This is a genomic window from Citrobacter sp. LUTT5 (assembly GCF_009905315.1).
Taxonomy (GTDB): Bacteria; Pseudomonadota; Gammaproteobacteria; order Enterobacterales; family Enterobacteriaceae; genus Citrobacter; species Citrobacter freundii.
This window is the reverse complement of sequence record NZ_CP047606.1, coordinates 4,465,217-4,487,054: the sequence shown is the minus strand read 5'-3', so window position 1 is coordinate 4,487,054 and position 21,838 is coordinate 4,465,217. Positions and strand designations below refer to the sequence as shown.

Below are 21,838 nucleotides of genomic sequence, written 5' to 3'. Positions count from 1 at the left end.
TCTGGCTATTCTTTATCCTTTTCGGGATAATTACAAAAATAAAACATTATTTCAAAGTGGTGATGGAATGGAACCAACGCACCAACCTCTGTTTGCGCGTAAAAATGTTGTCTATCTGAGTGCGGCGTTCTGCTGCCTGCTGTGGGGGAGCGCCTATCCGGCGATCAAAAGTGGATATGAGATCTTCCAGATTGCCACGGATGACATTCCCTCAAAGATTGTCTTTGCCGGATATCGCTTTCTGTTTGCGGGAATATTGCTGCTAATGCTGGCGATGGCGCAGCGAAAACCGATTGGCCGGTTAAGCCCGCGTCAGTACGGCCAACTCACGCTGTTGGGGCTGACGCAAACCTCACTGCAATACATCTTCTTCTATATTGGCCTGGCTTTCACGACGGGGGTGAAAGGGTCCATCATGAATGCGACCGGGACCTTCTTCAGCGTGCTACTGGCCCATTTTATCTACCATAATGACAAACTGAGCTACAACAAAGCGCTGGGCTGTATCCTCGGCTTTGCTGGGGTGATGGTAGTGAACTTTAGCAGCGGAATGGATTTTAGTTTCAGCCTGTTAGGAGACGGCTCAGTAGTGATGGCGGCCTTTATTCTTTCTGCTGCCACGCTATATGGAAAACGTATTTCTCAGACGGTGGACCCGACGGTAATGACAGGGTACCAGTTGGGCGGTGGCGGTCTGGCGTTGGTTATCGGTGGCTACGCTTTTGGCGGCACGCTGACCGTACACGGTGCGTCTTCGGTAGCAATTCTGGGCTACCTGACGTTACTCTCTTCGGTCGCCTTTGCCTTGTGGAGTATTCTGCTCAAGCATAATCGTGTGGGGATGATTGCGCCGTTTAACTTCCTGATCCCGGTTTCGGGGGCGGTGCTGTCGGCGATATTCCTCGGCGAAAACATTCTCGAATGGAAATATGCACTGGCGCTGGTGCTGGTCTGTTCGGGGATCTGGTGGGTGAATAAGGTGAAGCGCTGACGCTTCACCTTGATGCCTGATGGCGCCGCTTAACGGGCGCGAATAAAACTGCCGTTAGGCTGGCGGGTGAACAGAACCTGCTGGCCATTCCCGGTATCAATGGTTAATCCCGTCACCACGCCATTGGCATTCTGCCTGATCTGCACCATCTGACCGTCTTTCAGGTTGCTTAGCGGTTTTCCCGCGCCTTCAACCTGCGCCATTGCATACACATCGGTTGGCGGGAGGTTATGGTCACGGAAGACCTGGGCCAGCGTTTTGCCCGAGTCTACGCGATAAGAGCGCCACTGTTGCTCAATTCCGCTATCCTGTTGGAAAGGTTGCGTCTGCGGCTGAGATTGCTGCGCCTGCGGCTGCGCATCAGGTTCTCCTTCCTGGATTGGCTCTGGAGCAACCGGAGCGACCTGGCCGGGATCGTTTTGCGGGGCGACTAACTGTGCCTGTAGCTGAGCCTCGGTTGGTGGCTGCGACTGTGACTGTAAATCCAGCTGGGCAGTACGCGTCACCACAGGGGCATCGCTGGTGTCACTGGAAGGAAGCAGGAAACCTATCACCAGCACGAGAGCAGCAATAATAATGCCGCGGCGGTGCATAGGCGGTAGCGGATCCATAATGCGAAAATTGTCCGGTGCATGCCAGATTTTCGCCAGGGTTGGTTTTAATTCAAAGCGCCCGGGCATGGCTTTCCTCCTGCTCCGCGTCTCGTTCCTCGATCATAGAGTATAGATGGCTAACGCTATGATGTTCGTCATATTACCCGCTTTCGTGACGTCAACGCGGGATATTCCTATTGTTTATGTTTCCTCGCGATTTGTCATCTGTTCCCGAGACAAAGTTTTACCGGATGCGGCATGGCTGATATGCTGCCCGCTACTTTACATCCGATGAAAGGAAATATGATGGCTAACCCGACTTTTGACACTATCGAAGCGCAAGCAAGCTACGGCATTGGTTTGCAGGTAGGACAACAGCTGAGCGAATCCGGACTGGAAGGACTGTTGCCTGAAGCGCTGGTAGCGGGTATCGCTGACGCGCTGGAAGGTAAGCACCCGGCAGTGCCGGTTGATGTTGTGCATCGCGCGCTGCGTGAAATCCATGAACGCGCTGATGCAGTACGTCGCGAACGCTTCCAGGCTATGGCGGCTGATGGCGTCAAATATCTGGAAGAAAACCGTGAGAAAGAGGGTGTGAACAGCACTGAATCCGGTTTGCAGTTCCGTGTTCTGACTCAGGGCGAAGGGGCTATTCCGGCGCGTACTGACCGCGTTCGCGTGCATTATACCGGTAAACTGATCGACGGTACCGTGTTTGACAGCTCTGTCGCACGTGGCGAACCGGCTGAATTCCCGGTTAACGGCGTAATCCCTGGCTGGATTGAAGCACTGACCCTGATGCCGGTAGGTTCGAAATGGGAACTGACTATTCCTCAGGAACTGGCTTACGGCGAGCGTGGTGCTGGCGCGTCCATTCCTCCGTTCAGCACGCTGGTGTTCGACGTTGAGCTGCTTGAGATCCTGTAAGCAGTGACTTCTGTTCCCCCCGAGGCCGGGGGGAACAAATAAATAGCGTGAAAAGCTATAGTTACGTCGTTGTCGATATTTTATCTTGCAAATGCCGCATCAGCGTGTATTTTTGTGAGATGATTCGCGCTATCAGAGTGATATGACACTCACTTTAAACATTAAATTAACATTATATCTAAATCTTAGTATTCATCCCGCCAATTCTTACCTAATATCGATGAGTCCTGATAACAGGATCGTCGTATCATAGACACACTAAAGGCCGTAGAGCCTGAACAACACAGACAGGTACAGGAAGAAAAAAACATGGTAGATCAGGTAAAAGTCGACACCGCTGAAGAGGCGTCGTCTGAACAGTCGCTACGGCGCAATCTCACAAACCGTCATATTCAACTTATTGCTATTGGTGGTGCTATCGGTACTGGCCTGTTTATGGGCTCCGGTAAAACCATCAGTCTCGCCGGACCGTCGATCATCTTTGTATATATGATCATCGGTTTTATGCTGTTTTTCGTGATGCGGGCAATGGGTGAATTGCTGCTCTCGAATCTGGAGTACAAATCGTTTAGTGATTTCGCCTCCGACCTGCTCGGGCCATGGGCCGGGTATTTTACCGGCTGGACCTACTGGTTCTGCTGGGTCGTTACTGGGATGGCAGACGTTGTCGCGATTACCGCGTATGCGCAATTCTGGTTCCCCGAACTGTCAGATTGGGTCGCCTCGCTGGCGGTGATTGTGCTGCTGCTAAGCCTCAACCTCGCCACCGTAAAAATGTTCGGTGAGATGGAGTTCTGGTTTGCGATGATCAAAATCGTCGCCATCATCGGCCTGATTGTCGTCGGTCTGGTGATGGTGCTGACGCACTTCCAGTCGCCAACCGGCGTTCAGGCATCGTTCACGCATCTGTGGAATGACGGTGGCTGGTTCCCGAAAGGTCTGAGCGGCTTCTTTGCCGGCTTCCAGATAGCGGTGTTCGCGTTTGTGGGTATTGAGCTGGTGGGAACGACCGCCGCGGAAACCAAGGATCCTGAGAAATCTCTGCCGCGCGCCATTAACTCGATTCCAATCCGTATTATCATGTTCTACGTGTTCGCGCTGATCGTGATTATGTCCGTAACGCCGTGGAGCTCGGTAGTACCAACCAAGAGCCCATTCGTTGAACTGTTTGTGCTGGTTGGTCTGCCTGCTGCGGCGAGCCTGATCAACTTTGTGGTTCTGACTTCAGCTGCCTCTTCCGCAAACAGCGGCGTGTTCTCTACCAGCCGTATGCTGTTCGGCCTGGCGCAGGAAGGCGTTGCGCCTAAAGCATTTGCCAAGCTGTCTAAACGCGCAGTTCCGGCGAAGGGGTTAACCTTCTCCTGTATCTGTCTGTTGGGCGGCGTGGTGATGCTGTACGTGAACCCGAGCGTGATTGGCGCGTTCACCATGATCACCACCGTGTCGGCGATTCTGTTCATGTTCGTCTGGACCATCATTCTTTGCTCGTACCTGGTGTACCGCAAGCAACGTCCTCACCTGCATGAAAAATCAATTTACAAGATGCCGTTAGGCAAGCTGATGTGCTGGGTATGTATGGCGTTCTTCGTCTTCGTACTGGTACTGCTGACGCTGGAAGATGATACCCGTCAGGCGTTGATGGTGACGCCGCTGTGGTTCATCGCGCTGGGTCTGGGCTGGTTGTTTATCGGTAAGAAACGTATGGCGGGTATGCGTTAAGCGTTGTCATATCGGACACAAAAAAGGCCACATAAGCAGTGGCCGAATTCGGACTTCAGGAAGGCGCTCTCGGGCGCCTTTTTTTATTCACCTGCGAGGGCACGCGGGAACAACACATTGTTTTCCAGGCTGATGTGTTCCATCAGGTCATCGATCATTTCGTTAATGCCGTTATACATGGCTTTCCAGGTGGTGCAGGCTTCTGGCGGCGGCGTCACGTTGTGGGTGATGTGTTTGATCACTTCCACCAGTTCACCCGCATCGTCATGTTCGCTTTCCATCACGCTGATTGGCCCCATCGCCTGGCTACCCATGCCCTGTTTGATCATCGGGAACAGGATCTGCTCTTCTTTCATCATGTGGCTGGACAGCTCTTCATGCAGCATGGTCAGGTTTTTCGCCAGACCGCGCGGTACGTTCGGTTTGTCTGCGTGAACGCGTTCAACTTTTGTGGCCTGCAGGATCAGCTCCGGCAGCTGTTCGCGGTGTCTGTCGTGATAACGCACGATGATATGGTCGATGATTTCAGCCAGAGCCACGGTACGCCAGTCTTTCTCCAGCGGCTGTTCAGCCAGCTGCGCAAGCTGCGCCTCAATAACGTCTAAATCCAGCTCTTTACGCGCGGCAGCGCGTGCCAGCGTTTGCTTACCGCCGCAGCAGTAATCCATATCGTATTTACGAAACAGGGCCGAAGCGCGAGGAATAGAGAGCGCCAGTTCACCTAAAGGTTGATCGCGATAAGACATTGCCGTTACCTCATTCTCAATAATATAAGATGTATTTTAAATACAACTTATGGCGAAGGATATAACCCTTTCGGGGTGGGGTGTTTTGTGATGAACGTCACGAAAATTTCTTATTTCGTTAAGGTGCTGAATCTTATTGGAAAGGTGAGGGGCGGCGAAAAAAGCGGCTCGACAGGATTAAATAAGCGCACGCCGCTGCCGATAGTTAGACCTCAGACAATACCTGCATAATAAAAAGGCTACAGATGTTCAAACGAATCAAAGTGATAACCTTACTTATCACCGTGTTACTCGCCCTGGGCGCAATGCAGCTCATCTCCGCGGGCGTCTTTATTGGCGCGCTCAATAACGATAAGCAGAACTTTAACGTGTCTCAACTTTCCAGCCAGAATGTGGCCGAGTTTACCGATGCGTGGATTAGCCTGAACCAGGCTCGCGTCACGCTCAACCGGGGCATGCTGCGTTTACAGGGAACGATGGCTAGCGAGATTAACGGCGGTCAGTTGAAGGAGCTGGTGAACACAGCAAATCGCCTGTTGGCCGAATCGAAAGAGCATTACGATAAATATTACGCTCTACCGGAAACGCCGGGGTTGGATGAGCATCTGGCCGATCGACTGGAAGAACAGTACGGCATCTATTCTGCGACGCTGGCAAAAATGAACGCGCTGCTGGCTGAAGGAAAGCTGGAAGAGATGTTCAAGCAGAACGCCGAGCAAAAGCAAACGGCCATGCAGGAAGTTTATCGGGAATGGCGTAGCGCGCAAACGGCGCTGGCCACTGCCGGGGTACAGGACAATGAGAGTGACTACCAGAAGATAATCTGGCTGCTGTCCGCGGTGATGCTGATTGTCGTCACCGTGATTATCGCCAGTTGGCTGGCGATGCAGCGAGTGCTGCTCAAGCCGCTCCACGAGGTGATGGGACATATTCGCCATATTGCCGCAGGTGATTTGACTCACCGCATCAATGCCGATGGCAGTAATGAAATGGCGCTGCTGGCAGGCAACGTCCGCGACATGCAGCAGGCGCTGGCGAACACGGTCAGCGTGGTGCGTGACGGGGCTGACACCATCTATACCGGCGCGGGTGAAATTGCCGCTGGCAGTAACGATCTCTCTTCACGTACCGAACAGCAGGCCGCCTCTCTGGAGGAGACCGCAGCCAGCATGGAACAACTTACTGCAACCGTGAGACAGAATGCAGATAACGCGCGTCAGGCGACCAGCCTGGCAAAAAATGCTTCGCAGACGGCGCAGAAAGGCGGAACCGTGGTTGATGGCGTGGTGCGTACGATGGATGAAATCGCCACCAGTTCCAGCAAAATTGCGCAAATTACTACTGTTATCGACGGTATTGCTTTCCAGACCAACATCCTGGCGCTGAACGCGGCGGTAGAAGCGGCGCGAGCGGGCGAACAGGGGCGTGGCTTTGCTGTAGTCGCAGGCGAGGTGCGCACGCTGGCGCAGCGTAGCGCTCAGGCGGCAAAAGAAATTAAGGCGTTGATTGATGACTCAGGGAATCGGGTCAATGCCGGTACGGCGCTGGTGCATGAGGCGGGTGAGACGATGGCGGAAATTGTCAGTGCCGTCACCCAGGTTACCGATATTATGGGAGAAATTGCGTCGGCCTCTGATGAACAGAGTCGGGGTATCGATCAGGTCGGTCAGGCGGTGGCTGAGATGGATCGCGTCACGCAGCAAAACGCCTCGCTGGTGGAGGAATCCGCTTCCGCCGCAGCCGCGCTCGAAGAGCAGGCCGCACGGTTGAACCAGACGGTGGCGGTGTTTAAAGTTTAACGTCTGCTCCGGCCTACAAGATATTATCCAGTAGGCCGGATAAGCGGAGCACCATCCGGCACATTATGATTGTGGTACCACGACGACGCTCGGTTTCTGCGGCTTGGCTCTGACGGCTATCACTACCCCAACCATCAGCAGCGTAATACCGCTTACCGTCAGCAGCGGCGGAAATTCCTGGCGCAGTATAAAGGTGTACAGCAAACCAGCCAGCGTTTCGAAGACAATCAACGGGCCGAGGATCACCGTCGGCAGCTTCTGGCTGGCGACGTTCCAGCACAGTGCGCCAACCCAAGAACACAATACCGCAATGGCTATCATCAGGCCGATAAACACGGCTGGACGCGGACCGAAGGGCAGAGCGAAGTCCGGCGTTTGCCCGTTCAACCACAGGCAGGCGGCAATATAGCCGAACAGAGAAACAGGCAGCGTCACCAGTGCCTGGGCCGTCGCCCACATCATCGGGTGCTTATCCGGATTCTCGCGCAGCCAGCGGGCATTACGCAGCGCATACCACGCCCAACACACCACCGAAATCAGCGCCAGTGCGATGCCAGAGCCATATCGCCAGCCGCTAAAGTCAGGGAGTCCCTGATTCAGCTCCGAGATATTCACGCACAGCAGGCCTATACCAATCAACACCAGCGCAGGCGACAAACGCCACCATGATAATTTGCCGTCACGCTGGCTGTAGAGCAGGTTAGCGAAGACCGGGATCACCACCGGCAATGTACCAATAATCATCGTGGAGACCGGTGCGCCGGTGCGCTGGATAGCGCTTGCCAGGCAAACGTAATAAATCAGATTCCCCATCATTGTTAGCGTCAGCGCAGTTACCCAGTCTTTCCGCCCGAGTTGACGCAGGCGCACACGTCCCAGCCAGGCAATCGGCAATGCGATCAGCCCCAGCGCCAGATAGCGCCCCATCGACTGCAATACCGCCGGGTATTCCGGTATGATCAGCGGTCCAACAAAAATTAATCCCCACATCAGCCCGGCCAGCAGGGCATACAACACACCGCTAATCATTTTTGATATCCACATCGCTTAACAATACGTCGAGTGTAGGCAGGAAAAATGCCGCCGTATTGTATGAGATTGCTGATCAACGCCGGACGACTTGTTTCTGATAACGCACTGGCGTAATGCCGTAGCGATGGGTAAACGCGCGGGTGAGATGCGACTGGTCGGTGAGGCCGGTTGCGGCGGCGACCTCTGCGGCGGGCATACCGCAAGTGAGAAAACCTTTGGCTCGCCACAGGCGGATCGCCATCAACATCTGGTGCGGCGTGACGTGGAAATGAGATTTAAACTGGCGCTGAAAATGCCAGGGACTCAGCGATGCAACCCGCGCCAGCTCGTCGAGCGTGACCGGATGCATATAATTATCGTGCAGATACTCGCGTACTCGTTCAAAGCGATGCGCCCCCTCCGGCAATACCGGTGCATGGCGGGCCAGCGGCTGGAACGTGTCGATCAGATCGAGCAATAGTCCTTTTTGCGCCAACGGATCTTCCGTGTTCCACAGGCCGTGGATCAGCGAGCAGATCTGGCGCGAGCGCAGCGGATCGTGACGCGTTACGTCATGAAACCACCAGTGGCGGATCCCAGTGACCTCTTCCAGAAGATCGGGCTCAAGATAAATCATCCGATAGCGCCAGCCATCGGCGGTTTCGGCCTCGCCGGTGTGCAGCTCATCGGGATTCATGGTTACGACGGAATGGGCGGGGGCCACGTACTGCGTGCCGCGATAACGAAAACGTTCGGCTCCGGCTTCTATCGCGCCAATGCCGAATGCTTCATGTGTGTGCGGCTCAAAGGCGTAACGTGAGATGTGCGCATGATACAGCTCTACGCCCGGCACCTGCGCCAGATGGCGAAAGCGGGCGCTGTCTTTCTCATCAATAAACTGCTCAGGTACACCTTGCACGTTTTCTCTCCCCACGCATCATCCTGTCATTATCAGAGAGGATGCGCGGGGATGTCACCACAATTAACTAATTTTTAACACTTACACGATGCCTTTGACGCTGTCAGCCAGCGAGGTGGTCGGGCGACCAATCAGTTTGCTCAGCGTATGGCTGTCGTCAAACAGACCGCCTTTGGAGGCGCCAGTGTCTGAGTCAGCCAGCATGTCCGCTAGTCCGGCAGGCAGACCTACACCTTTTAGCGCGGCGGCAAAATCAGCTTCGCTCAGGTTCTGATACACCACTTTTTTACCACTCTGTTTTGCCAGCTCGGCAGCCAACTGGCTCAGGGTCCAGCCTGCGTCGCCCGCCAGCTCATAGGTTTTACCGGCGTGACCGTCTTCACTGATGACGCGCGCGGCGGCAGCGGCATAGTCGGCGCGGGTCGCTGAGGCAATTTTGCCTTCACCTGCAGCCCCGATAAACACGCCATGTTCCAGAGCAGCCGGTGCGCTGGCGAGATAGTTTTCGGTGTACCAGCCGTTACGCAGTAGCGCGTAGGCGATACCGGATTCAGCCAGCATCTGCTCGGTTGCCACATGCTCATCAGCCAGCCCCAGCGGGGAGGTGTCAGCGTGCAGCAGGCTGGTGTAGGCGATAAATTTCACGTGAGCGGCTTTCGCTGCATTAATCACGTTGCGATGCTGCGGGGCACGTTGTCCCACTTCGCTGGAGGAGATCAGCAGTAGCTTGTCGATACCCTGTAAGGCAGTTGTAAAGGCGGCTTCATCGCTGTAATCCGCCTGACGAACGGTAATGCCCTGCTGACTAAGCGCCGTCGCTTTAGCGGGATTACGTACGATTGCCACAATCTGGCTGGCAGGAACGGTTTTCAGCAGAGATTCAATAACGTGTTGGCCCAGTTGGCCGGTGGCGCCGGTAATCGCGATCATGGGGTGACTCCTTGGTATTGGTCTTGTGTTTAATCACGCTAACACCTAAACTTACTTTTAGTAAGTACGTGCAAAAAGGTTAGTATGAAAATGACAGCTTCGACGCTCTCCCAGCAGTTACGCGATGGCAACTTGTTTGCCGAACAGTGTCCCTCCCGCGAGGTGTTAAAACACGTCACCAGCCGCTGGGGTGTATTGATTCTGGTGGCGCTGCGCGACGGTACGCACCGTTTCAGCGATTTGCGCCGTAAGATGGGCGGGGTCAGTGAAAAGATGCTGGCGCAATCTCTGCAGGCGCTGGAGCAGGACGGGTTTATCAATCGGGTGTCATATCCGGTGGTACCGCCGCACGTGGAATATAGTTTGACGCAGTTGGGTGAGCAGGTGAGCGATAAAGTCGCCGCGCTGGCGGACTGGATAGAACTGAATTTGCCGCAGGTTTTAGCGCAGCGGGAAGAGCGGGCGGCGTAAAGTATTGCCGGATGGCGGCTAACGCCTTATCCGGCCTACAGATTACTTCGACTCGTAGGCCGGATAAGACGCTATTGCGTCGCATCCGGCACGAAAATTACTTACTTAAATCCAGCTGGTAAATGGCGAAACCGATGTCATCGGTCGCGACTTTTTTCAGCGGATACTGGCCTTTCTCTTTAATAAACGCCGCGGCTTTATCAGACGGTGATGTTTCAAAGCGAATATCCAGTGGCGTATCGCTGTGAATTGGCGCCAGACGCCAGTTGTTATCTGCCGCCGGATGAATTTCACCGGCACGCTTCGTCTGTGCACCAATCCACGCGGCCAGCACCGAGCGGTTTTCATCCGGAGAAGCAAACGCGATGTGGTTGTCGCCGGTTCCGGCAAACTTACCGCCGTAGGCGCGGTAGTTGTTGGTCGCGACGAGGAAGGTGGCATTCGGATCGATTGGTTTGCCGTTAAAGGTCAGATTTTTAATACGTTCCGCTTTCGGATTAATGGTCTGACATTCCCCGTCGTAGCGGGCGGGTTGCGATACATCAATCTGATAATTCACGCCATCAATCACGTCGAAATTATAGGTACGGAAGCCGTCCCAGTTAATCAACGACTGTGGTTTGCTGCTGTGGATATCAATCTGATTGAACTGCCCGGCGGAACATTCCAGCCACTCTTTCACCTCTTTACCGCTGGCTTTCACCACCACCAGAGTGTTGGGATAGAGATACAAATCAGCGGCGTTACGGAAGGTTAACTGGCCTTTTTCGACTTCGACAAAGCTTGCCGGATCGTTCTTACGCCCACCGACCTTAAACGGCGCGGCGGCGGAAAGTACCGGTAGTTTTGCCAGATCCGGATCGCCCTGAATAAAGTGTTCCACATAGGCTTTCTGCGCGTTGTTCACCACCTGTACGGTCGGGTCATCCTGTACCAGCGCCAGATAGCTGTACATATTGTCGGCGGATTTACCGATCGGTTTGCTGACAAACTCACGCGTGGCGTCGTGATCGGCTTTCAGGATCTCAACGATTTTTTTGTCTTCTGCTGCCAGTGATTTTTTCGCTGCCGCGTCATAAATCGGACGTGCTTCGGCTTTCGCCTGGGTGACCTGCCATTTACCGCTGTCGTTATTCAGCACTAAATCCACCACCCCCAGATGATCGCCCCACATACCCGGCATTACCGCTGGAACCCCATTCAGCGTACCTTTTGCGATATCTGCACCTTTGATGTTGGCAAAGTCTTTACCAGGGAAAACGGCGTGAGCGTGGCCAAACATAATGGCATCCACGCCTGGGACTTCACTGAGGTAATAAACGGAGTTTTCCGCCATGGTTTGATACGGGTCGGCAGAAAGCCCGGAGTGAGCAACTACCACCACGACATCGGCTCCTTTTTCTCGCATTTCGGGTACGTATTTGCGTGCAGTTTCCGTAATGTCGTTCACCGTCACTTTACCGCTGAGGTTGGCTTTATCCCAGGTCATAATCTGCGGTGGCACAAAACCGATATAGCCAATCTTCAGCGTCTGCTTGTTCCCTTCTTTGTCGACAACCTCAGTGTCTTTGATCAGATAAGGCGTAAATAGCGGCTTTTTGGTCTTAACGTCGATGATATTGGCGTTAACGTAAGGGAACTTTGCCCCTGCCAGCGCGTTGTGCAGATACTCTAGACCGTAGTTGAATTCATGGTTGCCGAGGTTACCCACCGCGTAATCCAGGGTATTCAGCGCCTTATATACCGGGTGAGTTTCGCCCGCTTTCAGCCCCTTGGCCGCCATGTAATCCCCGAGCGGGCTGCCCTGAATCAGATCGCCATTATCAACCAGCACGCTGTTTTTGACTTCTCCACGCGCAGCGTTGATAAGACTTGCCGTACGTACCAGACCGAATTTTTCAGTCGGTGTATCTTTGAAATAATCGAAATCCATCATATTGCTATGCAAATCAGTGGTTTCCATTATACGCAGATCGACGGTCGCGGCATTGACGCTGGCTGCAATCAACGTTGCCAGAAGCGTTGCACTAAACTTAATCATCAGGGGCATCCTTTTAAGATCTAAGCCACAAAAGAAAATGTATATAAATCTTCTTGCTTACAGAACTGTGAATCATGACATGAATATAGCGTTTAAAACCGCAGACGCTATCACAGTTGGCGGATCCCCTGACGATCGGGTATAAGTAAAACAACGAGTTAACACCACTGACAGAAACGAGGTGGAGAATGCTAGAACATGTATGCCAGCTTGCACGGAACGCGGGCGATGCCATTATGCAGGTCTACGATGGAATCAAACCGATGGAGATTACCAGCAAGCAGGATGATTCTCCGGTCACGGCGGCGGATATCGCCGCGCATACGGTGATCCTCGAAGGATTACTGGCTCTGACGCCGGATATTCCGGTTCTGTCTGAAGAGGCGCCTCCTGGCTGGGATGTTCGCCAGCACTGGCAGCGCTACTGGCTGGTGGACCCGCTGGACGGGACCAAAGAGTTCATTAAGCGTAACGGTGAATTTACCGTCAATATTGCGCTGATCGAGAAAGGAAAGCCGGTTCTGGGCGTGGTTTACGCGCCGGTAATGAAAGTGATGTACAGCGCAGCAGAAGGTAAAGCGTGGAAAGAAGAGTGCGGCGTACGTAAACAAATTCAGGTTCGTGACGCGCGTCCGCCGCTGGTGGTCATTAGCCGCTCGCATGCCGATAATGAGTTAAAAGAGTATCTGCAACAGTTGGGCGAGCACCAGACCACGTCGATTGGCTCATCGTTGAAGTTCTGCCTGGTGGCGGAAGGGCACGCACAGCTGTACCCGCGTTTTGGGCCCACTAACGTATGGGACACCGCCGCGGGCCACGCTGTTGCCGCCGCAGCCGGAGCGCACGTTCACGACTGGCAGGGGAAACCTCTGGATTACACCCCACGTGAATCGTTCCTCAACCCCGGCTTCCGCGTTTCTATTTACTGAGCAATTTGTGCAGCAGGGCAATCACCTGCTGCACCTCTTCCTGCGTTAATGCGCCATCTTTTGCCCACTGCACGCGTCCGTCCTTGTCGAGTACGACGATAGCGGAGCTCTCTTCATCCAGTTGCCAGGCTTTACGCGCAATGCCATTGCTGTCGACAATGAATTGCGACCACGGGTAGAGCTTCTTATTGCTCTCCAGACTGCTGCGCACAAACATACCGGAGCCGGGAATGGCGTCATCTGTGTTGACGATTGTGGTGGTCTGGTATTTGTCGTGCGGCAGGTTGGCTGCTTTGATTGCCTCGATCAGTGTCGCATTTTTCTCTTTGGCGGAGGTGCGTCCGGCAATGTGTTGCACAATTCGCACTTTCCCAGGCAACTGCGCGCTATTCCAGCTTTTGTAGCTAAACTTATCGTTATCGAGAATCAGTTCGCCGCGATCGGCGATCCCCACCGGTGGTACGCGTTGGTCAGTCTCAAACTTATGTGCGGAGGCAATCATCGGCAGCAGCAGAAACGACAGCGCCAATAGTTTTCGTAAGGTCATAGGTTTTCCTTCTTTCTTTTATTTTGCAGGTGATCCGACCACTTGGGTCTGGAATTTAATCATATGTGCGATTGATGCTTTTTCCCGCAAGCGCGATGCCAGTTTGCGGACGGGCGCACAAATCCTGCAAAAAATGAAGGCTTATACTGAAGACAGCGAAGCGTTGAAAAGATAATTCTGAATAATTGTAACCTGAAGGTAAATAAACTTATACACGCTGGAAACATCAACGAGATAGTCTATAGTCATAGGGCATTAAAATTTGCGCCTGAGGATTGTCGGACCGATTGTGGTACCGCAAAGGCGTAATGCTCAGCAGGAGACAACAATGAAAATTTTCCAACGATACAACCCGCTGCAGGTGGCGAAGTACGTGAAGATCCTGTTTCGTGGACGGTTATATATCAAGGATGTAGGCGCTTTTGAATTTGATAAGGGTAAGATTCTTATCCCAAAAGTGAAGGACAAGCTGCATTTTTCCGTGATGTCCGAAGTTAACCGTCAGGTCTTGCGTCTGCAAACTGAGATGGCTTGATCAAGTGCTATGCAGTAGTTAAAAAAACGGCTCCTGGACAGGAGCCGTTGATGTTTCTGTAAGGCGTTACGACGCCTTTGCCTCTTCTTTTGCATCTGGCAGTTTTGGTACCAGAACAGTAGGTTTGCTGTCCAGACGCGTCACCAGCAGCTGATCGATCTTGTAGTTATCGATATCCACCACTTCAAATTTGTAGCCAGAATACTTCACCGAGTCGGTGCGTTTCGGGATTTTACGCAGCATGAACATCATAAAGCCGCCGATGGTTTCATAGTTGCCGGACTGCGGGAACTCGTCGATATCCAGCACGCGCATAACGTCATCAATCGGCGTACCGCCATCAACCAACCATGAGTTCTCATCACGCGCCACAATCTGCTCTTCCAGACCCTGGCCAACTAAATCACCCATCAGCGTGGTCATCACGTCGTTGAGCGTGATAATCCCTACCACCAGCGCGTACTCGTTCATGATGACGGCAAAGTCTTCGCCTGCGGTTTTGAAGCTTTCCAGTGCTTCAGAGAGCGTCAGCGTGTCCGGGACGATCAGCGTATTGCGGATCTGTACGCCGCTGTTCAGCGCCATGCTTTGGTTCGCCAGTACGCGGTTGAGGAGATCCTTTGAATCGACATAACCAATGATGTGGTCGATATCTTCGTTACATACCAGGAATTTGGAGTGCGGATGTTCCGCCACCTTGTTCTTCAGGCTTTGCTCATCTTCATGGAGATCGAACCAGATAATATTCTCGCGCGAGGTCATTGAAGATGGGACGGTACGCGATTCCAGTTCGAACACATTTTCAATCAGCTCATGCTCCTGTTTGCGCAGAACACCCGCCAGCGCACCGGCTTCGACCACGGCGTAAATGTCGTCTGAGGTGATGTCGTCTTTTCGCACCATTGGGATCTTAAACAGACGGAAAATGTTGTTTGCCAGACCGTTAAAGAACCACACCAGCGGGCGGAAGACCAGCAGGCAGAAGCGCATCGGGTTGATGATACGCAAAGCCACAGCTTCTGGCGCAATCATACCGATGCGTTTCGGGGTTAAATCCGCGAACAGGATGAACAGGCCAGTAACCAGCGAGAATGACAGAATAAAGCTTAAATGTTCGGACAGCTCTGGAGCGAAGTACTTCGAGAAAAGGCTGTAAAACGCCGGGGAGAATGCTGCATCACCGACGATACCGCCGAGAATGGCGACCGCGTTAAGGCCAATTTGCACGACGGTAAAAAACATGCCGGGGTTTTCCTGCATCTTCAAAACACGTTGTGCGTTTACGTTGCCTTCATCGGCAAGCAGTTTAAGTTTTATTTTGCGTGATGCAGCAAGCGAGATCTCAGATATCGAGAAAAACGCACTCACGGCGATCAGGCAGAGAATGACTAAAATACTGTTTAACATATCTTATCCGACCGTTAAGGTCAGATCCTCGGAAGGGAGAAGTTGATACTCGTCGTCTTTCAAGCTGCAGGTGCGTTAGCTGCACTCATTCACCCCAGTCACATAGTTATCTATGCTCCTGGGGATTCACGAGTTTGCCGCCTGCCTGCAACTCGAAATCCATAGAGTATAAATCCAATGGAATATTCAATGAAAACCGGTCCGAAGGGAGTGGACCGGTAATTTCAGAAGCTAGTATAGCGTAAGGTACTGTAAAGTCGCCAGAGGAGCTTTTTTGGCCTTATCCTGCGGCGTTAAGCCTGCGCACCATCTGCATCTCTTTTTCGCTATAAGGCGAACCATCCGACTTCAGCACATCGTGGAACCATAGCTGCGCCGTCGTCTCGTTCCGCGGGATATCCGGCCACGGCAACCAGGTTTGCGTTTTCCCCTGTACCAGCCCCCAGTGAAAGCTGGAAACGCGCTGGGCGCGAAATAGCGGCAGCTGTTCTTCTATTCGGCTATCGACATGGCGTGCCAGCCACTCGGTACAAAAGAGCGGCCTGCCAAATTCGGCCAACTGTGACAGAAGAGACAGCTGGCCAGGGGTGTCGACATAGGCATGGTAGCTAATCACATCGGAAAGTCGCAGAGCCGCTATATCAACAGGATGCGTAAACGCATTCCCGCACGCCGCGCGATCGTCAATATGCCAGGCTGCTACGGTCAACGGTTGAGAGGGTGACTCCTGTCGGGCCCAGCTAAACAGATGGGTCATCAGGGTTAAGGCGTAGATTTCCAGCCTGTCATCATAGCGGGCAAATTCGCCAGTATGACAAAAAATCCCGCCGTTGCCTGGCTCATTATATAAATCCCAGACGCTGATGCGCGAGTCATGGCGAAAGTAACGGATGATATCTCTGACGTAGGCTTCAATGTGCGGCCAACAGCGTCGATCCAGCACGCAGGCGCGCCCAGGGCTACCCGCTGCCTGGCTGTTGTGAATGCCGGGAACCGGCGGTTTTTGCTGACCGATAACGGGCTCATCACCGGAAAAAGCGCAGTCGTCGAGCAGCGTCAACATCACTTTCATACGGTGGCTATGGGCAATGCTCAGGAAGAGATTTATGCGCTCGAGAAGCCCGTCACGGTCATACTGCCAGACGGTAAACGGTAAATTTGTTCGCAGCTGGTTATAGCCATACTGGCTGGCCCAGCCGAGTTCCTGATCGATAGTACTGCTATCGAAACTTTCTGCCTGCCACATTTCGAGCCAGTTAACCGCGGTGCGCGGCAAGTAGTTAAATCCGCAGCCCCAGGGTTGCTGTTGATACCAGCTTTGAGCCCGTGCTTTGTTCCATGGGTTGTACATGATGCGCTCCTTATTCTGCATCTGAGAGACTGACGCGTCCCGTCGCACGCTGCGTGGCGCTGCCACCCCAAACTTCATCGTACTCGTAGCCAGTAAGTTGCTTGATCACCACCCGAGTTTCTTCATCGCAGTCGCGATAGTTGCCACCCAGCTTGCGGCGAGCGATCTCTTTAAGCAGAACTTTGTGGGTTTCGCGAGTGAGTTTGAATTTGTAGGTCGCGTAGAAACTCACCGCCAGCAGCGCCGCGGTAGCAAAGATCATCAATCCGATAATAGCGTGGAGCGCGCTTTCCGGCTGTGCGCCGCTGCCTTTTATAAAGCCAGACTCTTCCAGCACCATACCGATAAGCAAAATAGCGATTGCCACGGTACTTTTGCGGGTGAGTACCATAACGCCTGCAAAAATCCCTTCACGGCGCTGTTGGGTAACCATTTCGTCGATATCAGGAATAAAGCTGTAGATATTCCATGGGATATAGTAAAGACCGGAACGCGCCATACCGAGTAGAATAAATACCGCCGAGAACAGAATGTTGGATACCTGGGTTTCAGTGTAATAAATAATAAATAAAAAGAGTAATACACTAAATATACAGGTGTAAGAAAGACGTAGTGCCGCTGACGGGGTGATATTGAGTTTGTTCAGTAGTAGCATAAATCCATAGGTGCCAAATACTGAAGCAAAGGCGGCAATACTTAACCAGCCCGAAACGGAGGCGGCATCCTGGCTTAAACAATACACCACGTAATAGGTGAAAACCGAGCCGAATACATCCATGGCGGTAAATGAGAAAATATAAATAATGATATGCAAGCGAAATGCCCGGATACGGAATGACGAAAACAGATCAAGTATTAAATATTTAAGGTGATTCAGTAGCCCGCTATTTCGTTGTAAGTCAGCCTGAAATGTCTCTTCCTGAACGTCTTTGGCTTCCCATGTACAGCGCCAGGTTATAAATACGGCAAGACAGAACACGACGGAAAAAATCAGTCCGGTTAGCGTATAGGTAAAGGGATTATCTTTGCCGGTGAACTGCATCAGGATACCGGGTACCGAGACGGCAAGGAATCCGCCCAACTGCGAGCAGATCATGCGCACGCCGGAGAGGCGACTGCGTTCTTCGTAGCGATTGGTCATCTCTGCGGCGAGGGTTTCCCACGGCACCAGCACCATCGCTGACAGTAGCTCAATTGACAGATAGGTTCCCAGGTAATACCAGTAACCCATGTCGGTCAGCCACAGTAGAGCATAGAGAAACATTAAAGGAGAACTGAGTAATAAAAAGAAGCGACGGCGGCCAAATCGTCGACCCAGCCACGTGTTGCCAAAGTTATCAGTGATGTAACCCATAATTGGGCTGAGTACCGCATCAATCACGCGGGCAATAGCAAATATTGAGCCTGCTTCCAGTACGCTTAAACCGCAGTAGGTGGTATAAAAAAATAAAAGCCAGGTTCCGATAATGGCGAAAGCACCGCCGCCAAATAAATCAGTAATGCCATAGCCGATCGCTACACCATAACTGACTCTGCGTTCAGTTGGTTTGACCATAATATTTTCCAGTATGTAGGGTATTTGTACTCCGGTATTATCCGGCTGATGTTTATTAATTCTGTAGTTCTAGGTTAATTTTTAATTATTAATGGTTATCCATTGTCGGGTTTTAGACGAATGATAAATAGCATCGACCATCGCCAGTGATTTGCGGGCATCATTAATATTGATATATTCTGTTTGACCTCCATGAGTAATAGCATGATAAAACTGACGAATGGCCTGCTGGTGGCCCAGGCCCCAGTAACTTTTACTGTGGCCGTCCGGTGAACCGTCGCAATCCAGCTTCAGGCGCCGATCCGTTGTAACGCGCCACAGGGTGTTATCCGTGAGCTGCAGCATGCCGTGTTCGCAATGGATCTCCAGCAGCAGCGGTGAATCGAGGGTATTGCAGTTGCTGGCATAAAACAGACCGCGGGCACCGTTGGTAAAGTGCAGGGTCGCCATCGCGCAGTCTTCGGCTTCGGTAACGTCTGCCAGTTCGCCGCTGTCCACCACGCCTTTCAAACGCGTTACACCGCCGGCGAACCACTGCATCAGATCGAGAGTGTGAATGGCCTGGTTGATCAGTAAACTGCCGCCTTCGCTGGCAAAACGCCCACGCCACGGGCTTTCGCTGTAATACGCTTTAGAGCGTGACCAGGTCAAAACCGCTTTAATACTCAACATTCTACCCAGCGTATTTTTCGCCAGTTCGTCGCGGATACGTAAGCTGGTTGGATTAAGCCGGTTTTGATAACACACGCCCAGCAAGCCCTGGGCGGACGCTGCTGCGTTAGCGATGTCTGCGACTTCTGTGCAATTCAACCCCACCGGCTTTTCACAAAACACATGTTTCCCGGCGGCAAGCGCGGCGGTAATCATGTTTTTGTGCTCGAAATGAGGTGTACAGATATGGACGACGTCGATGTCATTATCCAGCAGCATTTCACGGTAATTCTGGTAAAAGCGGCAGTTATACGCCATGGCCTGTTGCAAACCGTTGGCGCTATCAATATCGACCAGCGCGCGCAGCGTGACCCCCGGCAAAAGCCGGAGGGCGTTAACGTGGCTGCGGTGAATCGCCCCCGCGCCGATGATGGCGGCATTGAGTGTTGTCATGTCACCTCCGGTTATGTGCGGGCATTCGCCAGCATTTGCGCTTTCACGCATAGCTCTGCGGCTTTAAAGGCGTGGGCCTGAGTCATGGCGTTTTCCGTGCGATTCAGACAATCGAGAATGAATTCACCGAAGAACGGGAAACCGACTTTTCCTGCGACCGGGAAACGAAACTCTCCTTCTTTATTCACCAGATACACCACGTCCTGTTCGCCTCGGGTGATATCCACATACTTGCGGATCTCAATGTAACCTTCGGTACCCAGCAACGTCAGGCGTCCATCCCCCCAGCTACTGAGCCCCTGCGGCGTGAACCAGTCACAGCGGAAATAACCCGTTGCGCCGTTGTCGCCCGCCAGCATGGCATCGCCAAAGTCTTCGAACTGCGGGTACTGCGGATGATTGACGTTACGTACCTGGCTGGCGACGACGTGTGCCTCGCGGTTGCCGGTATAAAACAGGAATTGTTCGATTTGATGGCTACCGATGTCGCACAGAATGCCGCCAAAGTAGCGTTTGTCATAAAACCAGTCCGGGCGCCCATTGCCTTCACGGTGCGGCCCTGTGCCCAGGGTTTGCATCACGCGCCCAATCGCCCCTTGCTGAATGAGCTGACCAGCAAAGACAGCGCTTTCAACGTGCATACGCTCGCTGTAATAGACTGCGTATTTGCGTCCGGTTTTCGCCACCATCGCTTTGGCGTCTTCCAGTTGTGCAAGGGTGGTTAACGGAGCCTTGTCGGTGAAGTAGTCTTTCCCTGCCGCCATTACCTTTAGCCCCAGCGGGCAGCGTTCAGACGGAATAGCCGCCCCGGCAACCAGTTGTACCTCACGATCGTTGAGGATGGTTTCGAGCGAATCTGCCACCTGCGCCTGCGGATACTGCTGCAAAAATTGATCTATTTTGTGCGGATCGGGATCGTAAACCCATTTCAGCGTGGCGCCTGCCTCAATCAACCCGTTGCACATGCCGTAGATATGGCCGTGGTCGAGCGTGGCGGCGGCAATGACAAACTCGCCAGGCTTCACGACCGGCTGAGGCTTCCCGGTAGGGGCGTAGTTCATTCCGTCTTGCTTGTTCATGATTTAACTCCTGAATCTAAGTCTTTACCCAGAGGGATGGCGCCCACTTCCGCAAAATTGCTCACGGAGGCGGATTTCTCATAGAAATGCGGGGCGATTTCAATCAGGCCGCCGGTGCGATAAAACGCATCGCTGTGGTGGATGGGCAGCGTCACCACCGTGCGGGTGATGGCGGATTTATAGATAGCGGTGATCAGCTCCAGCGAGCGTTTGCCCTGTTCGCCATCGACCAGCGGACGGGTTTGTCGTTCGATGGCGCTAAGCAGGTTGTCGATTTGCCCGGTATGCAGCGTCCATTGCAGCGCTGGCGTAGCGTGAAAAAGTGCGTCCAGACCTTGTTCCAGCTCACCGTTATTTTCCGTTTGCGGAAAGCCGTTGTCCGCCGACTGGCTGGCATGGACTTGCCACGGCGCAGAAATTCGCGCTTTTTCGCCCTGAATAACAATTTTCTGGTCTTCACCGTGATGCACCACCGAGGCGGTCAGTTGCGTCAGCGCCCCGTGTGAGTATTTGAAAATAGCCGCGCTAAGATCTTCGACTTCGGCGTTGTCGTGGGCGACGTTGGTCATCATCGCCACCACTTCCGTTGGGAAGCCGAGCATCCACTGAATGGCGTCGATGTGGTGCACCGCGTGATTCAGCGTGCAGCCGCCGCCTTCCTTCTGCCACGTGCCGCGCCACCACAAATCGTAATAACAGTGTCCGCGCCACCAGAACGAATCCACCTGCGCATGGCAAATCTTGCCCGCCAGCCCGGAATCAACCACGGTTTTCAAACGCCAGAAGGCATCGGTAAAGCGGTTTTGGGCGATGACCGATAAGATTTTCCCGCTGGCCTTTTGCGCGGCGATCATCGCATCGCACTCTTCGAGCGAGGCGGCCATCGGCTTTTCGCACAGCACATGTTTTCCGGCGTGCAGCGCTTCAATGCTGATGCCTGCGTGTACGTACGGCGGCGTGCAGACATCGACCACATCGACCTCAATGCCTGCGTTAAGCATCGCCTGATGGCTGCGGAAGACTTGCGCTTCGCTCAGGCCATAGCGTGATTTCTTCTCCTCTGCTTTCTCCGGGTAGATATCGACCAGCGCAACAATCCGACAACGATCCGCGAACTGTAAATAGCCCTGAATGTGGTTGTGGGAGATATTCCCGGTACCGACAATCGCAATGTTCAGCATGAT

At 53.1% G+C, this 21,838-nt stretch carries 20 protein-coding genes; 7 read left to right on the top strand and 13 right to left on the bottom strand.

Annotated elements, in window-relative coordinates:
- The first annotated feature begins 67 nt into the window (after positions 1-67).
- Positions 68-991, top strand: a complete 924-nt coding sequence (locus tag GUC46_RS21390; protein WP_003844954.1) for a DMT family transporter — start codon at positions 68-70, stop codon at positions 989-991.
- Between the two features lie 29 nt (positions 992-1,020).
- Here the strand turns inward: GUC46_RS21390 and GUC46_RS21385 are convergent, their stop codons facing one another.
- Entirely contained in the window at positions 1,021-1,671 is a 651-nt protein-coding gene (locus tag GUC46_RS21385; protein WP_048234100.1) for an OapA family protein, read from the bottom strand.
- 219 nt (positions 1,672-1,890) lie between these two features.
- Here GUC46_RS21385 and fklB point away from each other — a divergent pair, with 219 nt between their 5' ends.
- The gene (gene fklB / locus GUC46_RS21380) at positions 1,891-2,511 is read left to right on the top strand and encodes an FKBP-type peptidyl-prolyl cis-trans isomerase (protein WP_003025685.1); all 621 of its coding nucleotides are present in this window, start codon (positions 1,891-1,893) and stop codon (positions 2,509-2,511) included.
- A 309-nt stretch (positions 2,512-2,820) separates the two neighbouring features.
- The gene (cycA, locus tag GUC46_RS21375) at positions 2,821-4,230 is read left to right on the top strand and encodes a D-serine/D-alanine/glycine transporter (RefSeq protein WP_003025688.1); all 1,410 of its coding nucleotides are present in this window, start codon (positions 2,821-2,823) and stop codon (positions 4,228-4,230) included.
- An 83-nt stretch (positions 4,231-4,313) separates the two neighbouring features.
- Here the strand turns inward: cycA and ytfE are convergent, their stop codons facing one another.
- Positions 4,314-4,976 carry an iron-sulfur cluster repair protein YtfE gene (gene ytfE / locus GUC46_RS21370; protein WP_003025690.1) on the bottom strand — a complete coding sequence of 221 codons (663 nt, stop codon included), beginning with the start codon at positions 4,974-4,976 and terminating at the stop codon, positions 4,314-4,316.
- A gap of 245 nt (positions 4,977-5,221) precedes the next feature.
- Between ytfE and GUC46_RS21365 the strand changes: the two genes are divergently transcribed.
- Complete coding sequence (locus GUC46_RS21365) at positions 5,222-6,775, top strand: methyl-accepting chemotaxis protein (protein WP_003844953.1); 1,554 nt, start codon at positions 5,222-5,224, stop codon at positions 6,773-6,775.
- Between the two features lie 63 nt (positions 6,776-6,838).
- Here the strand turns inward: GUC46_RS21365 and GUC46_RS21360 are convergent, their stop codons facing one another.
- The 3 genes from GUC46_RS21360 to GUC46_RS21350 all read right to left on the bottom strand — a co-directional run bounded on the left by GUC46_RS21360 (position 6,839) and on the right by GUC46_RS21350 (position 9,635).
- The gene (locus GUC46_RS21360; RefSeq protein WP_044713121.1) at positions 6,839-7,804 is read right to left on the bottom strand and encodes a DMT family transporter; all 966 of its coding nucleotides are present in this window, start codon (positions 7,802-7,804) and stop codon (positions 6,839-6,841) included.
- Positions 7,805-7,880: 76 nt separating this feature from the next.
- The gene (locus GUC46_RS21355) at positions 7,881-8,705 is read right to left on the bottom strand and encodes an AraC family transcriptional regulator (RefSeq protein ID WP_003025695.1); all 825 of its coding nucleotides are present in this window, start codon (positions 8,703-8,705) and stop codon (positions 7,881-7,883) included.
- Between the two features lie 81 nt (positions 8,706-8,786).
- On the bottom strand, positions 8,787-9,635 hold the full coding sequence (locus GUC46_RS21350) for an SDR family oxidoreductase (protein WP_003839523.1): 849 nt from the start codon (positions 9,633-9,635) through the stop codon (positions 8,787-8,789).
- A 90-nt stretch (positions 9,636-9,725) separates the two neighbouring features.
- Between GUC46_RS21350 and GUC46_RS21345 the strand changes: the two genes are divergently transcribed.
- On the top strand, positions 9,726-10,106 hold the full coding sequence (locus GUC46_RS21345) for a helix-turn-helix domain-containing protein (RefSeq protein ID WP_003839526.1): 381 nt from the start codon (positions 9,726-9,728) through the stop codon (positions 10,104-10,106).
- A 97-nt stretch (positions 10,107-10,203) separates the two neighbouring features.
- Here GUC46_RS21345 and cpdB read toward each other — a convergent pair whose 3' ends face one another.
- The gene (gene cpdB, locus GUC46_RS21340; RefSeq protein ID WP_160180711.1) at positions 10,204-12,147 is read right to left on the bottom strand and encodes a 2',3'-cyclic-nucleotide 2'-phosphodiesterase; all 1,944 of its coding nucleotides are present in this window, start codon (positions 12,145-12,147) and stop codon (positions 10,204-10,206) included.
- Between the two features lie 188 nt (positions 12,148-12,335).
- Between cpdB and cysQ the strand changes: the two genes are divergently transcribed.
- Positions 12,336-13,076: a 3'(2'),5'-bisphosphate nucleotidase CysQ gene (gene cysQ, locus GUC46_RS21335; RefSeq protein WP_008786026.1), complete on the top strand. Its 741-nt coding sequence runs from the start codon at positions 12,336-12,338 to the stop codon at positions 13,074-13,076.
- Here cysQ and GUC46_RS21330 read toward each other — a convergent pair.
- Entirely contained in the window at positions 13,066-13,623 is a 558-nt protein-coding gene (locus GUC46_RS21330; protein WP_003025707.1) for a YtfJ family protein, read from the bottom strand. The genes cysQ and GUC46_RS21330 overlap by 11 nt on opposite strands.
- A 328-nt stretch (positions 13,624-13,951) precedes the next feature.
- Between GUC46_RS21330 and GUC46_RS21325 the strand changes: the two genes are divergently transcribed.
- Positions 13,952-14,158, top strand: a complete 207-nt coding sequence (locus tag GUC46_RS21325; protein WP_003025710.1) for a DUF1107 domain-containing protein — start codon at positions 13,952-13,954, stop codon at positions 14,156-14,158.
- Positions 14,159-14,224: 66 nt separating this feature from the next.
- Here GUC46_RS21325 and GUC46_RS21320 read toward each other — a convergent pair whose 3' ends face one another.
- From GUC46_RS21320 to GUC46_RS21295, 6 genes are all read right to left on the bottom strand, one after another.
- Positions 14,225-15,565, bottom strand: coding sequence for a hemolysin family protein (locus tag GUC46_RS21320; protein ID WP_160180709.1), 1,341 nt, complete (start codon positions 15,563-15,565; stop codon positions 14,225-14,227).
- 280 nt (positions 15,566-15,845) lie between these two features.
- Positions 15,846-16,916 (bottom strand): 1,4-beta-xylanase, encoded by a 1,071-nt coding sequence (locus GUC46_RS21315; RefSeq protein ID WP_049002366.1) that lies wholly within the window; start codon positions 16,914-16,916, stop codon positions 15,846-15,848.
- 10 nt (positions 16,917-16,926) lie between these two features.
- Positions 16,927-18,471 (bottom strand): MFS transporter, encoded by a 1,545-nt coding sequence (locus GUC46_RS21310; RefSeq protein WP_003839533.1) that lies wholly within the window; start codon positions 18,469-18,471, stop codon positions 16,927-16,929.
- Positions 18,472-18,552: 81 nt separating this feature from the next.
- A complete protein-coding gene (locus GUC46_RS21305; RefSeq protein WP_003839535.1) occupies positions 18,553-19,575 on the bottom strand; it encodes a Gfo/Idh/MocA family protein in 1,023 nt (340 codons plus the stop codon).
- Positions 19,576-19,586: 11 nt separating this feature from the next.
- Positions 19,587-20,654, bottom strand: a complete 1,068-nt coding sequence (locus tag GUC46_RS21300; RefSeq protein ID WP_160180707.1) for a Gfo/Idh/MocA family protein — start codon at positions 20,652-20,654, stop codon at positions 19,587-19,589.
- The gene (locus tag GUC46_RS21295; protein ID WP_048234090.1) at positions 20,651-21,835 is read right to left on the bottom strand and encodes a Gfo/Idh/MocA family protein; all 1,185 of its coding nucleotides are present in this window, start codon (positions 21,833-21,835) and stop codon (positions 20,651-20,653) included. Before GUC46_RS21295 ends, GUC46_RS21300 begins: the two co-directional genes overlap by 4 nt.
- Positions 21,836-21,838: the final 3 nt, after the last annotated feature.